Genomic DNA, 12,358 nt, shown 5'->3' with positions numbered 1-12,358 from the left:
ACAGGCTCAGAGAAACAAGGGGAGAAAGATGGCCAATTGGCGACTCGCGGGCAGCTTGGAAACACTGCTCGCCCAGTTCGACGCAGCGTTCCCGCAACGGAACAAGGCCAGCGACGGCACCATCGGTGATGCGTCGCACCAATCTCGGGACAGCGACCACAACCCGTGGGTCGGTCCGGGAATCGTGACCGCGGTGGACATCACGCACGATCCTCAGAACGGCGTCGACATCAACCGGATCACCGACGAACTCGCGGCCAGTCGCGACCCGCGGATCAAGTACGTGATCGCCAACGGCCTGATCATGGACAGTCGTCCTGGGCAAAGTCCGTGGCAGTGGACCAAGTACACCGGTAGCAACCCGCACGCGAAGCACTTCCACATCTCCGTGATGAACTCGCCGGCGTGTGACGACCGGCGGCCTTGGACGTTGCCGATCCTCGGTGGCGCGCCGCCACCACCGCAGCCGCCGCAGGGTCAGCCTCCTCAGGGGCAGCCCGTCCCGCCGCCTCCGCCTGGTCCCGGCCCGCTTCCTCCCGCACCGCCCGGCCCACCCCCGCGGATGGGGAAGCCGGGGCCTCCCGACCCCGAGGTCATGCGGACCGTTTACCTGGTCGCCAAGGAGATGCAGGTTTCGCAGAAGCTCTTGCTCGCGGCATTCGAGACCGGACTGGTCGAATCTCGGATGTCGAACATCGACGGTGCTCGCGACCACGACTCCTTGGGCGTGTTCCAGCAGCGCCCGTCGCAGGATTGGGGCGCACCTGAACAGGTCTTGAACGTCAACTACGCGGCGCACAAGTTCCTGGAAGCGGCGATCAGGGAAGAGCGGAAGGACCCGAATCGCACCGCCGGGCAGATCGCTGCTGACGTGCAGAGGCCCGCGAAGCAGTACCGCGATCGTTACGACCAGCACGAGGCCGAGGCGCACAGGCTGATCCAGGACACCGAGCGGGCGCTGAACATGGCACCGCCACCGGGACCGAACCCGCCGCCGCAGCCGCCGCCCGGACCGAATCCGCCTCCGCCGCACGGTCAGCCGCCGGGACCGCCGCAGCCGCCGCACCAGGGCCCGCCGCCGCAGCAGCCTCCGGCGCCTGCTCCTGCTCCGCCTCCGCCGCCGCAGCCGGTGGTGCCGACCGTGTTCGGGTCGTGGATCCTGCCCGGTGCGGATGGTGCGCTGTCGGCGTTCGCGACCTCCACGTCCGGTGAGGTCGTCACGGCGTGGCAGGTTTCGCCCGGTGGTGACTGGGTCGGTTGGCTGGGCATCGGTGGCGAGCCCGCGGGTCGTCCGGTCGTCGTGCGCGAACCTTCAGGCTCGACCGCGGTTTTCGTGCGGGACCGCAACGGTGAGGTGATCACCTCGTCCTGCCCGCAGCTGGGGGCGAAGTGGAGCCCGTGGATCGGTCTGCGGGGTGCGATCGCCGAGGACCCGGTGGCCGTGCTGCGGCCGGACGGTGCGATCGCGCTGTTCGCCGTGGGCGAGGACGGCAAGCTGCACAGCGCCGCGCAGGCCGGTCGTGGCGGGCACTGGACCGACTGGGACGACCACGGCGGCGACCTCATCGGCCGTCCGGCGATCGCGCTCGGCCCGAACGGTGCCGTGTCGGTGTTCGCCCGCAACTCCCAGCGCGAGGTCGTGATGTCCACCCAGGGCACCGCGGGCGCGGGCTGGTCGGAGTGGAAGGGCCTGGGCGGCAGCATGGCCGGGGACCCGGTCGTGGTGACCCTGCCCGACGGCGTGGTGGTGCTGCTCGCGGTCGGCGACGACCAGCAGCTCTACTGCGTGGAGCGGCCCGGCGAAGGCGGCAACTGGTCCGACCTGGGCGGTGACTTCACCGGGACGCCGGCGATCGCGGTCAACCCGGGCGGACGCGTCGAGGTGTTCGTCCGCGACACCTCGGGTGCGATCCACACCGCCGAGCAGCAGTCCGCCCACGGCGGCTGGTCCGCCTGGACAGACCTGGGCGGTTCGCTGGGTGGCGACCCGGTCGCCATCAGCCGCCCGGACGGCGCCTCCACCCTGTTCGGCGTCGGCCACGACGGCGACATGGTGACCTCCGGCCAGCCCGACCCGGACTCCTCGTGGGAGCCCTGGGCGGACCTGGTCGACTCGCTCAAGGCGTAGCGCGGCGGGGGATTCGAACTTCGCGCGAAGTTCGAATCCCCCGCGAACGTCAGGAGAGGGCTTCGAGGAGCTTGGGGGTGAGGTGGTTCAGGGCGAAGGGGATGCTGGAGAGCGTTGCCGAGCCCAGGGCCATCGTGAGGTCGTAGTCGTCGAGCACGACCAGCGAGCCCCGCTTGGCGGCCGGGAGGTTGTTCAGCAGCGGGTCCTTGCGCACGGCCTCGACGTCGGTGGCCTTGGCGGTGGTCACGATGACGACATCCGCGTCCAGCAGCGACACCTGCTCCTTGCTGACCTTGACGTTGAACTTCCCGCCGCTGTCCATCCCCTCGATCGCGGGGGACAAGCGCAGCCCGAGCTGCTCCAGCAGCGCCGTGCGGGCGTCCTGCTTGGTGTAGGCGGCGTAGGTCCCGGCGGCGTCGGTGCGGACCGTGACGTGCGTCTTGCCCTCGAAGATCTGGTTCGCCCTTCGGGTTTCGTCGATGCGCGCCTGCGTCTGCTCGATGAGGCGGGCGACCTCGGCCTGCTTGCCCAGGGCCTGGCCGATCGTCTCAGCCTGCACCCGCCAGTTGATCCCGTAGTCGATGGAGTTCGGCGGCTGCGCGACGACCGGCGCGAAGGTGCTCAGCCGGTTGTACTGCTCCTGCGTCAAGGCGCTCTGCACCGCGATCGTGGCATCGGGGGTCTGGGCGATGACGCCTTCGACGTCGACCTCGCTGCCGAACACCTTGGGTCGCCGGCCGCCCAGCATCGGCTCCACCCACGGGCCGACTCCGCTCTCCCACGGGCCCCACTTCGTCAGGCCCGCCGGGATCACGCCCAGCGGCAGCAGGACGTCGTGGTCGGTGATGCCCAGCGTCACCAGCCGCTGCGGTGCCGCCTGGAGGTCGGCCGCGCCGTAGCGGTTGGGGATGCGGACCGGGAAACCGGGGCCGGACGGTGCGTTCCCGCTCGGGTTCGCGCCGCCGCCGCTGCACGCGGCCAGGCCCGCCGCGACGAGTCCGGTCGCGCCCATCAGGAAGCCGCGACGGCCGATCGAGCTGGGGGGAGGAGTCATAGCGGAGTCCTTGTCGTCCGGTTCCGGGTTCACCGCCCGAAGTGCTAGCACAAGAGAGGCTAACCTAACCCACGCTGCGATCGAGCTGCGGTCGATCGGTGAATCTGCTCACCGAGCGCGCGCTACCGTGGATCAAGATCGCCGATCACGGGAGTTGTCGCATGAGTTCGTTCGCCACCGGAATCCGCAGCCTCGGGTCCGGTCTGGGCATCATCCTGCGCAGCCCGAAGCTGCTGCTGCTCGGCGCCATCCCCGCCCTGATCAGCGCACTTCTGCTGCTCGGGAGCCTGGGAACGCTGATCTACTTCAGCGGTGACCTGACGACCTGGATGACCCCGTTCGCCGACGGCTGGGCGGACTTCGCGCGCAGCGGCCTGCGCATCCTGCTCGGCGTCGCCCTGGTGGGAGCGGCGGCCGTGCTGGGGTCGATCTCGTTCATCGCGCTCACGCTGCTCATCGGCGGACCGTTTTACGAGCACATCGCCGAGCAGGCCGAGAAGCAGCTCGGGCTGGACGCTTCCGACGACGGCGCCGGCTTCGCCCGCCAGCTCGGACGGGGAGTGCGGGACTCGCTCAAGCTCGTCGTCGTGGCGCTGATCGGGGCGATCGTGCTGCTGGTCATCGGGTTCATCCCGGTCGCAGGGCAGATCGCGGGCGCCGTGCTGGGTGCGCTGTTCGGTGCGTGGGTGATCAGCATGGAGATGGTGGGCCTGGTGTTCCAGCGGCGCGGACTGGCCTTCGGCGAACGCCACCGCAGGCTCCGCGAGCACAAGGCGATGACGCTGGGCTTCGGCCTGCCCGCCTACCTGCTGTGCCTGGTGCCGGTGCTCCAGCTGCTGATCATTCCCGCTGCCGTGGTGGGCGGCACCCTGCTGGCCCACCGCGTCCTCGACGAGCGCGGCGCCGTCTCCACCGGGTGATGTCCGCGACGGCTTAGAGTCTGGGTGTGACACAGCCCGTTCAGCCTGATGAGTCCTACCTGCGCGCCGTGGCCGCCGCGACCGAGAAGGCCGTGGCCTCCGCGGAACCGCTGCGGTCGGGGTACGCCGGAGCCGATGAGGCGCTGCTCGCGGAGACCGAACGGTGGGTGACCGAGCACGGCGAGGACCTGCTCGGGCTGAGCCACCAGCTGCACGCGGACCCGGAGGAGGGCTACGCCGAGCACCGCTCGGTGGCGCGCGCCGCCGAGCTGCTGCGCGGCTTCGGCCACGACGTCGAGGTCGGCGTGGGCGGGCTGGACACCGCGCTGCGCACCGGTGCCGGTGACGGCGGGCCGCACGTGGCGGTGCTGGCCGAGTACGACGCGCTGCCCGGCATCGGCCACGGCTGCGGGCACAACATCATCTGCTCGGCGGGCGTCGGCGCGTTCCTCGCCGCTGCCACAGCGGTGGGGCGGACCGGCGGGCGCGTGAGCCTGTTCGGCACCCCCGCCGAGGAGGGCGGTGGCGGCAAGGAGCATCTGGCCAGGGCCGGGCTCTTCGACGACGTCGACGCCGTGGTGATGCTGCACCCGTTCTCGCACGACATCGCCACCCACCCGTTCCTCGGTCGCAGGCAGGTCGAGGTCGTCTTCCACGGCGTGGCCGCGCACGCGTCCGCGCAGCCGTTCATGGGCCGCAACGCGCTGGACGCCGTGGTGGCCACCTACCAGGGCGTGGCGGCGATGCGCCAGCACATGCCCTCCACCGACCGCGTCCACGGCGTGATCACCGACGGAGGCAAGCGCCCCAACGTCGTCCCGGACCGGGCCGCCGCGCTGTTCTACGTGCGCTCGGCGGAGCCGGGTTCGCTGCAGGACCTGGCGCGCAGGGTGGAGTCGATCGCGCACGGCGCGGCCTCGATGACCGGCTGCGGGGTCGAGCTGAACTGGGACCACAACCCCGCCTACCTGCCGATCCGGCACAACGACGCGCTCGCCGCCCGGTGGGCCCGCCACCAGGCCCGGCGCGGCCGGACCTCGCTGCCGCGCGGCGTCGTCCCGGACTACCTGACCGGCTCGACGGACCTGGGCAACATCAGCTTCCGGACACCGGCGATCCACCCGATGATCGGTCTGAACGACGCCGGCCTGTCGCTGCACACCGAAGGTTTCGCCGCCGCAGCCGGTTCCGACGCGGGCGATGCCGCGGTGATCGACGGAGCCATCGGCCTGGCGCTGACCACAGTGGACTACTTGGCCGACGGTGACCTGCGCGCCGCGGTGGGTGACGAGTTCGAAGCGGCCGGAGGCGCGCTGGACGTCCCGAACTACTTCACCTGACCGGATAGGGTTCTACGGCGGTTCGTGGATGGGTGGGTGGGGAAGTTTTCATGAGAACTTCCCGACCCACCCACAACACGGATTCGCGGCGAGCTCGCCGCGAATCCGCTCAGACCCCCGGCGGGGCAGGTTGCTCAGGTGGTCCCCAGGACGACAAAGTGGCTCCGCCAGCCCCAGAAGACCTAGTAGTTCGGATGTGTTGTGGACGAATTAGTGCAGGGCGCGACGGCGCGGCTCCTCGACTCCGGGAACGTCGCCGCGCTCATCGCCGGATTGGTCGCGCTCGTCGTGGTGCTCAACCGGGCGACCTGGTTGCCGCTGCGCAACGTGGTGACCATCGCTCACGAGGGCGGGCACGCCGTGGTGGCGCTGGTCAGCGGCCGCAAGCTCAACGGCATCCGGCTGCACTCCGACACCTCCGGGCTGACCGTCTCGACCGGGCGGGCGCACGGGCCCGGGATGGTGTTCACCCTGCTCGCAGGCTATCCGGCCGTGTCGCTGCTCGGCCTGGGCGGTGCGTGGCTGGTCACCGCCGACCGGGAGCGGTGGATGCTGTGGGGCTGCATCGTGCTGCTGGCGTTGCTGCTGCTGGCCGTGCGCAACGCTTTCGGCGTGCTGTCGGTGCTGCTCACCGGCGGTGCCATCGGTGCCGTGTCGTGGCTAGCGAGCCCGTCGTGGCAGGCGCTGTGCGCCGCGCTGCTGTGCTGGTTCCTGCTCATCGGGGGCATCCGCCCGATCAGCGAGCTCGGGCGCAAGCGCCGACGCGGTCGCGCCGGTGATTCCGACGCCGACCAGCTGGCGCGGCTCACCGGGGTCTCCGGGGGAGTCTGGATGTTCCTGTGGTTGCTGACCGGTCTCGCGTCGTTGCTGGTCGGCGGGTACTGGTTGCTGCTGATGCCGCAGGTGTAGGAGCTGTTGAGGTGGTCAGCTCGCAGAGCGGTGCGGGTGGCGGAACCTGAGCGGCTTCGTGGTCTCCGCGCGCCGCTCCTGCCACGAAACCGCTGGCGAACCCGCGGCGGTGCCGGCTGCGAGCGTGGTGAAGGAGAACAGCGTCGTGGTGTGCCTCGGCACGACTTCTTGCTGATCAGCCGGTTTTCCCGCAGCATCGACCCGTGACGACTGCGAATGCTTTGGGTGGCAGGTTTCCGCTCGGTTCGGGCCTGGAGGTCAACCGCGTCGGGTTCGGCGCGATGCAGCTGGCGGGTCCGGGCGTGTTCGGCCCGCCCGCCGACAGGGAGGCCGCGATCGCGGTCCTGCGCCGTGCCGTCGAGCTCGGCATCGATCACATCGATACCAGCGACTTCTACGGCCCGTGGGTGGTCAACGAGCTGATCGCCGAGGCGCTGCACCCCTGCGACGAGAACCTGGTGGTGGCGACCAAGATCGGCGCCTACCGCGACGACCAGGCCAACTGGCTGCCGCTGAACCACCCCGCGGCGCTGCGCGCCCAGGTGCACGACAACCTGCGCCGGCTGCGCACCGACGTCCTCGACCTGGTCTACCTGCGCGACATGGGGCCGCAGGCGGGCATCACCTTCGCCGACCAGGTCGGCGCGCTGCACGAGCTCAAGCAGCAGGGTCTGATCCGCGCGATCGGTCTGTCCAACGTGGAGCTCGGTCTCTACGCCGAAGCGCGGGAGATCACCGAGATCGCCTCGGTGCAGAACCTCTACAACGTGGTCAACCGCACGGCCGCGACCCTGCTGCAGGCCACCGCCGAGGCGGGAGCCGCGTTCGTGCCGTTCTTCCCGCTGGGGTCCGGCTTCGCCGACAGCCGGGCGCGCGGCGACGAGGAGCTGAAGGCCATCGCCGACGCGCACGACGCGACCCAGGCGCAGGTCTCGCTGGCGTGGCTGCTGCGCCGCGCGAGCAACGTCCTGCTGATCCCGGGCACGTCGTCGGTGGCGCACCTGGAGGAGAACACCGCGGCCGGGACGCTCGCCCTCGACGACTCGGAGCTTGCGCGGCTCGACGCGCTCGTCGCGGAGGGGGAGACTCTCGAAGAAGCGCACTGATCGACTTCCGGTTGATCGATCTCGATGTGCCCGCCGTGCCATCCCGGTGGCGCCCGCCCGGTATCCTGTGCTGGCGTGCGCCACCGGAGGCGGGCGCGCAGGTCGATTCGCTTCGCCAGGTTGACGCTGACGGACGGTGAGATGAGCGAGGGTGATCCGGACGGGCCGCCGCCGGAATCCGAGTGGCGGTCCGATGTCGCGCGCCGGTGGACGGCGGAACTGCGCACCACCGCCTACCTCCCCTTCTCACCCGCGGAGGTCCAGGAGACCCTGGAAGGTCTGCTCGACCTCGTCGCGCTGTCGCTGGACGACCCCTCCCGAGCCGCTGAGACCGGCCGCGTCGTGGGTTCCCGGCTCGTGGAAATCCGCGCGACCGGCGAGGAAAGTCTCTCGGTGAGCCTGAAGTTCCTTCAGGACGCGCTGCTTTCGGACGACACCAAGGTCGATGTGCTGCTGACGGTGCTCACCGAGATCGCCGCCGGGTACGCGGCGGCCGACCGGGAGAGCACCTTCGCCCAGCAGGAGACGCTGAACAAGGCGCTGCTCAAGGCCAAGCTGAAGACCGACCGCGAGCTCAAGGCCAGCGAAGCGCGGTTCAGCGAAGTGTTCACCTCCACCCCGATCGGGGTCGCCATCAGCGATCTCGAAGGCCGGTTCGTGCAGGTCAACCCGGCGTTCGAGCAGGTGCTCGGGTATCACGCCGACGACCTGGTGCCGATGACCATCGACCGGCTCTTCCACCCCGAGGACGCCGAGTACCTCAGCGCCTCCTACCGCGAGCTGATCGAGGGCGCGAGCTCCAAGCGGATCAGCGACCGCAAGCGGCTAGTTCGCGCCAACGGCGAAGACGCGTGGTGCTACCTGGGCGTTTCGGTGCTCCAGGGCGCAGACGGGGCCCCCAGCGGCGTGGTCACCATGGTCGAGGACATCACCGAGCTGCACCTGCTGCAGGACCGCTTCCAGCACCAGGCGCTGCACGACGCGCTGACCGGGCTGCCCAACCGCGGGTTCTTCCAGACCCGGCTGCAGGCCGCCCTGGTCAACCTGCCCCGCGATGCGCGGCTCGCGCTCTACCAGCTGGGGCTGGACGGCTTCGAGCTGATCAACGACGGCCTCGGCTACCTCGTCGGCGACCAGCTGATCAGGACCGTCGCCCGCCGCCTGGAGCACCTCGTCGAGGGCGAGGAGGCGCTGGTCGCGCGCTTCGGCGGAACCGAGTTCGCGCTGCTGGTCTGGGAGCAGGCCGACACCCCGGCGGTGCCGGTGATGACCCAGCTGATCAACGAGATGCTCGCCGAACCCGTCTACGTCGGTGGGCGGGGCATCGCCGCGTCCGCCAGCGTCGGCGTGGTGCAGCGGATCGTGGGGGAGGCCGACACGGCGAACCTGCTGTGGTCCGCCGACATCGCGCTGCGCCGCGCGGAGGCGGCGGGGAAGCGGCAGTGGGCGCTGTTCGACCCGGACCTGGCGCCGGAGGAGCACGAGGAGAGCCAGCTCGCGGCGATCATGCCCGGTGGGCTGGAGATGGGCGAGTTCGACGTCGTCTACCGCCCGCAGGTCTGCCTCCCCGGCCGCGACCTGTGCGCCCTGGAGTGCGAGTTCCGCTGGGACACCGGCGATTTCGGAGTCATCGAGCACGACGAGTGCCTGCGGCTGGCGGAGCGCTCCGGGGTGACGCTGTCGATGCGCGACTGGATGGTGCACCGCGCCTGGCAGCACCTGGCGGAGTGGCACGCAGACGGGCACGAGGTGCGGTTGTCGGTGTCGCTGAGCCCGAACCAGGGCCGCGATCCGGATCTGGCGGCCCTGGTGCACAAGGTGCTCGACGAGTCCGAGCTCGATCCGAGCTGGCTGCGGCTGTGCATGCCCATAGCGGCGATCAGCGAGAACGAGGAAGCGCGGGAGAACCTGCGGTACCTGCACTCCCGAGGTGTCCGGACCGCGCTGCACGACTTCACCGGCTCGCCGGGTGAGCTGCACCTGCTGCGCGAGATGCCGGTGGACTCGGTGCGGCTCTCACCCGAGATCGTCCGCCTGGTGCACGAGGCCGGCACCCCGGACGCGCCCGAGATCCAGGCGCTGCGCGCGCTGATCCCGCTGATGAACTCAGTCGACCTGTGCGTCGACCACGTCGAGTCGCAGCAGCAGGTCGCCCTCTGGCAGGACATCGGCTGCGCCGTCGTCGCGGGACCGCACCTCGGAGGCCCGCTGCTGTCCTTCGACGTCCCGGATCTCCTCAGCTCCTGACGTCGTGGGGGTGGGGAAGTTTTCATGAAAACTTCCCCACCCCCACGAACACCCCTAGTTGCTGTAGACGGGTTGGGTCTGCGGGTTGAACTCCTCGTAGCGGACCTTCTTGGCCGAGTCCGTGCGCTTGTCGCGGAGGTCGAGGACGTCCAGTCCCTCCTGGATGCCGCTGGAGTAGATGTGGCCGTTGTAGTAGTACGCCGACCACGAACCCGCCAGCTGCAGCTCGTTCGGGTTGAACGGCGAGCGGTCGAAGTGGGCGATCTCCTGCGGCTTGGTGGAGTCGGTGAAGTCGAACACCGAGATCCCGCCCTGGTACCAGGCCTGGACCATGAAGTCCCCGCCTGCGACCGGGATCAGCGATCCGTTGTGCGCCACGCAGTTCTCGGTGTCCGCCTGGTGCCGAGGGATCTTGTAGTAGCTCTTGAACGCCAGCTTCGAGTCCGCGCCCGAGCCGCTGATGTCGTAGATGCCGTTGGCACCGCGCACCGGGCCGGTGGCCTCGTTGCAGGTCGCGGCGCCGCCACCGCCGAGCTCGTCGGTGAACACGACCTTCGTGCCCTCGTTGTTGAACGTGGCGCTGTGCCAGAAGGCGAAGTTCGTGTCGTCGCGAACCTGGTTGATGACGCGCGGGTTCTCCCGGTCGGAGATGTCGAACAGCACGCCGTCGCCCATGCACGCACCCGCCGCCAGGTCCTTGGACGGGAACGCGGTGATGTCGTGGCAGCCCGTGGTCGCGCTGATGCCTTCCGGTGCACCGGGGTTGCCGCCGTCCGGGAACAGCACCGGCGCGTTGATCAGCTCCGGCGCGGCCGGGTTGGCCAGCGGCACCTTGATGATGGAGATCTTGTCGTGCGGTGGCTGGCAGTTCGGGAACTCCGCCTTCGGGCCGTAGGACGAGACGTAGAGGTAGACGGCCTCTCCGGCCTTGTCCGGCACGAGGGTGTGGGTGTGCGAACCGCAGTCGGTCGCGATCGCCGAGACGTAGCGCGGCTTGGCCGGATCGCTGATGTCGAAGACCTTCATGCCCTCCCAGCCGTTGGGGTCGGCCGAGTCGGTCTCCTCGCTGGTGCAGGTGTTGTTGCTGCGCGGGTAGTCCGTCGAGACGAACAGCAGGTCGCCCGAGACGGACATGTCGCCCTGACCGCCCGGGCACTGGACCTGGGTGATGATGCGCGGCTTCTTCGGGTTCGCGATGTCGTAGACGACGAAGCCGTCGTAGTTGCCGACGTAGGCGATGTTCTCCTTGAACGCGATGTCCGTGCCGTAGGCCTCCACGGTGTCGAAGGGGGCCTGCTTGGGCAGGTTCGCGACGTGCTCGACGTTCTCGCTCTTGTCGATCTCCCGGTTCGGCGCCGGGACCTGCGCAGCGGAGTACTGCTCAGGACCGTCGCTCGGTGGCGTCGCGGCCGTCGCGGGTGCGAGCGACAAGCCCAGCACCATCGCTCCGATCACCGCGCCCAGCGCGCGCCTCCGACCGGTGGACTGAGGGATCACAACCGATCTACCCCCTGGTTCGACGAAGTCGCCGCCACCCGTGGGCAGCCGCCGACAGCGGTTTCGGACGACCGCATCTGACCAGTATCGTGTTCCCAGAATGAGGCCGAAATAGGACGTTTCAGCGTCTTTTTCACGGTTTTCCCAGAAGGGCGGCCATGGTGCGGAGTTCGGTGGCGGGAGTTCTGCTGGCAGCCTGCGCGCTGACGGGGTGCGCGGCGGAACCACCCGCGCCACCCGGCCCTCCCGTCGTGCAGCCCGGCGCCCCCGGTGACGAGCCGGAGGTGGTGTCCAGCGCGGCCCGCGACCGCGGCGGAGCGAGCCAGGTCGAGGTCGACTACCTGCGGAACATGATCGCCCACCACCAGCAGGCCGTGGAGATGACGGCGCTGACCGCCGAGCGCGCGCAGAACCCGAAGCTGCGGTCGCTGTCCGACCGCATCAGCGGCGCGCAGGGCCCGGAGATCGCGATGATGCAGGGCTGGCTCAACACCCGGGGCGCGAACGAGCACTCGGGTCACGCTGGGCACGACCACGCGATGATGCCCGGGATGGCCACGCCGGAGCAGCTGGCACAGCTCGCGTCCTCGCGCGGCGCCGACTACGACCGGCTGTTCCTGCGGTTGATGATCGCCCACCACGAGGGCGCGGTGATCATGGCGACGCAGCTGCTGACCACCGGCCGCGACGAGCAGGTCCACGAGATGGCCCAGGACGTCCTGGTCACCCAGCAGGACGAGATCGCGACGATGCGAGGTCTTCAGTCCGAGGTCGGGTAGGCGGTCGCCGGGAGCCTCCTACGCCTTCAGCGCGGCCTGCACGATCGCGAGCGCCTCGGACTTCGGGATGCCGAGGGCCTGGGTGATCTGGGCGTAGGTCGCGGCGGCTTCGGCCGCGCGCGCCGCTGTCTGGTCGCCCGCGTCGCTGACGAAAGTTCCGGCCCTGCCGCGGGTTTCGATGAGACCCGCGTGCTCCAGCTCGCGGTACGCCTTCGCGGCGGTGTTGGCCGCGATGCCGAGCTCGGCCGCCAGCGCCCGCACCGTGGGGAGTTTCGCGCCGACCGCCAGCTCGCCGGAGTTGATCTGCGCGGCGATGCGTGACCGCACCTGCTCGAAGGGCGGTACGTCGGAGTCGGGATCGACGTTGATCCGCATGCG

The 12,358-nt window shown here is 69.9% G+C and carries 10 protein-coding genes; 7 read left to right on the top strand and 3 right to left on the bottom strand.

Annotation, left to right across the window (positions count from 1 at the left end; all coding sequences use genetic code 11):
* Window positions 1-28: 28 nt before the first annotated feature.
* Window positions 29-2,128: a PLL family lectin gene (locus ACYVF3_RS14355; protein WP_461154708.1), complete on the top strand. Its 2,100-nt coding sequence runs from the start codon at window positions 29-31 to the stop codon at window positions 2,126-2,128.
* A 49-nt stretch (window positions 2,129-2,177) separates the two neighbouring features.
* Here the strand turns inward: ACYVF3_RS14355 and ACYVF3_RS14350 are convergent, their stop codons facing one another.
* Window positions 2,178-3,182, bottom strand: coding sequence for an iron-siderophore ABC transporter substrate-binding protein (locus ACYVF3_RS14350; RefSeq protein ID WP_461154707.1), 1,005 nt, complete (start codon window positions 3,180-3,182; stop codon window positions 2,178-2,180).
* A gap of 161 nt (window positions 3,183-3,343) precedes the next feature.
* Between ACYVF3_RS14350 and ACYVF3_RS14345 the strand changes: the two genes are divergently transcribed.
* The 5 genes from ACYVF3_RS14345 to ACYVF3_RS14325 all read left to right on the top strand — a co-directional run bounded on the left by ACYVF3_RS14345 (window position 3,344) and on the right by ACYVF3_RS14325 (window position 9,704).
* Window positions 3,344-4,102 (top strand): EI24 domain-containing protein, encoded by a 759-nt coding sequence (locus tag ACYVF3_RS14345; protein WP_461154706.1) that lies wholly within the window; start codon window positions 3,344-3,346, stop codon window positions 4,100-4,102.
* Between the two features lie 26 nt (window positions 4,103-4,128).
* On the top strand, window positions 4,129-5,442 hold the full coding sequence (locus ACYVF3_RS14340) for a M20 family metallopeptidase (protein WP_461154705.1): 1,314 nt from the start codon (window positions 4,129-4,131) through the stop codon (window positions 5,440-5,442).
* Window positions 5,443-5,643: 201 nt separating this feature from the next.
* A complete protein-coding gene (locus tag ACYVF3_RS14335) occupies window positions 5,644-6,351 on the top strand; it encodes a M50 family metallopeptidase (protein WP_461154704.1) in 708 nt (235 codons plus the stop codon).
* A 203-nt stretch (window positions 6,352-6,554) separates the two neighbouring features.
* Window positions 6,555-7,457 (top strand): oxidoreductase, encoded by a 903-nt coding sequence (locus ACYVF3_RS14330; protein WP_461154703.1) that lies wholly within the window; start codon window positions 6,555-6,557, stop codon window positions 7,455-7,457.
* Between the two features lie 141 nt (window positions 7,458-7,598).
* Window positions 7,599-9,704 (top strand): putative bifunctional diguanylate cyclase/phosphodiesterase, encoded by a 2,106-nt coding sequence (locus ACYVF3_RS14325; RefSeq protein ID WP_461154702.1) that lies wholly within the window; start codon window positions 7,599-7,601, stop codon window positions 9,702-9,704.
* Window positions 9,705-9,758: 54 nt separating this feature from the next.
* Here ACYVF3_RS14325 and ACYVF3_RS14320 read toward each other — a convergent pair whose 3' ends face one another.
* Window positions 9,759-11,147, bottom strand: coding sequence for an LVIVD repeat-containing protein (locus ACYVF3_RS14320; RefSeq protein WP_461154995.1), 1,389 nt, complete (start codon window positions 11,145-11,147; stop codon window positions 9,759-9,761).
* Window positions 11,148-11,374: 227 nt separating this feature from the next.
* Here ACYVF3_RS14320 and ACYVF3_RS14315 point away from each other — a divergent pair, with 227 nt between their 5' ends.
* A complete protein-coding gene (locus ACYVF3_RS14315; RefSeq protein WP_461154701.1) occupies window positions 11,375-11,980 on the top strand; it encodes a DUF305 domain-containing protein in 606 nt (201 codons plus the stop codon).
* An 18-nt stretch (window positions 11,981-11,998) separates the two neighbouring features.
* On the opposite strand, the gene ACYVF3_RS14310 is transcribed toward ACYVF3_RS14315, so the two are convergent.
* A complete protein-coding gene (locus ACYVF3_RS14310) occupies window positions 11,999-12,355 on the bottom strand; it encodes a GntR family transcriptional regulator (protein WP_461154700.1) in 357 nt (118 codons plus the stop codon).
* Window positions 12,356-12,358 lie beyond the last annotated feature (3 nt).

Source organism: Saccharopolyspora tripterygii (genome assembly GCF_054778355.1).
This window is presented reverse-complemented; position numbering and strand designations above follow the sequence as displayed.

Coding starts and splice junctions, on each gene's coding strand:
- ACYVF3_RS14355 (WP_461154708.1), top strand. CDS start 29: ATGGCCAATTGGCGACTCGCGGGCAGCTTGGAAACACTGCTCGCCCAG.
- ACYVF3_RS14350 (WP_461154707.1), bottom strand. CDS start 3,182: ATGACTCCTCCCCCCAGCTCGATCGGCCGTCGCGGCTTCCTGATGGGC.
- ACYVF3_RS14345 (WP_461154706.1), top strand. CDS start 3,344: ATGAGTTCGTTCGCCACCGGAATCCGCAGCCTCGGGTCCGGTCTGGGC.
- ACYVF3_RS14325 (WP_461154702.1), top strand. CDS start 7,599: ATGAGCGAGGGTGATCCGGACGGGCCGCCGCCGGAATCCGAGTGGCGG.
- ACYVF3_RS14320 (WP_461154995.1), bottom strand. CDS start 11,147: ATGGTGCTGGGCTTGTCGCTCGCACCCGCGACGGCCGCGACGCCACCG.
- ACYVF3_RS14310 (WP_461154700.1), bottom strand. CDS start 12,355: ATGCGGATCAACGTCGATCCCGACTCCGACGTACCGCCCTTCGAGCAG.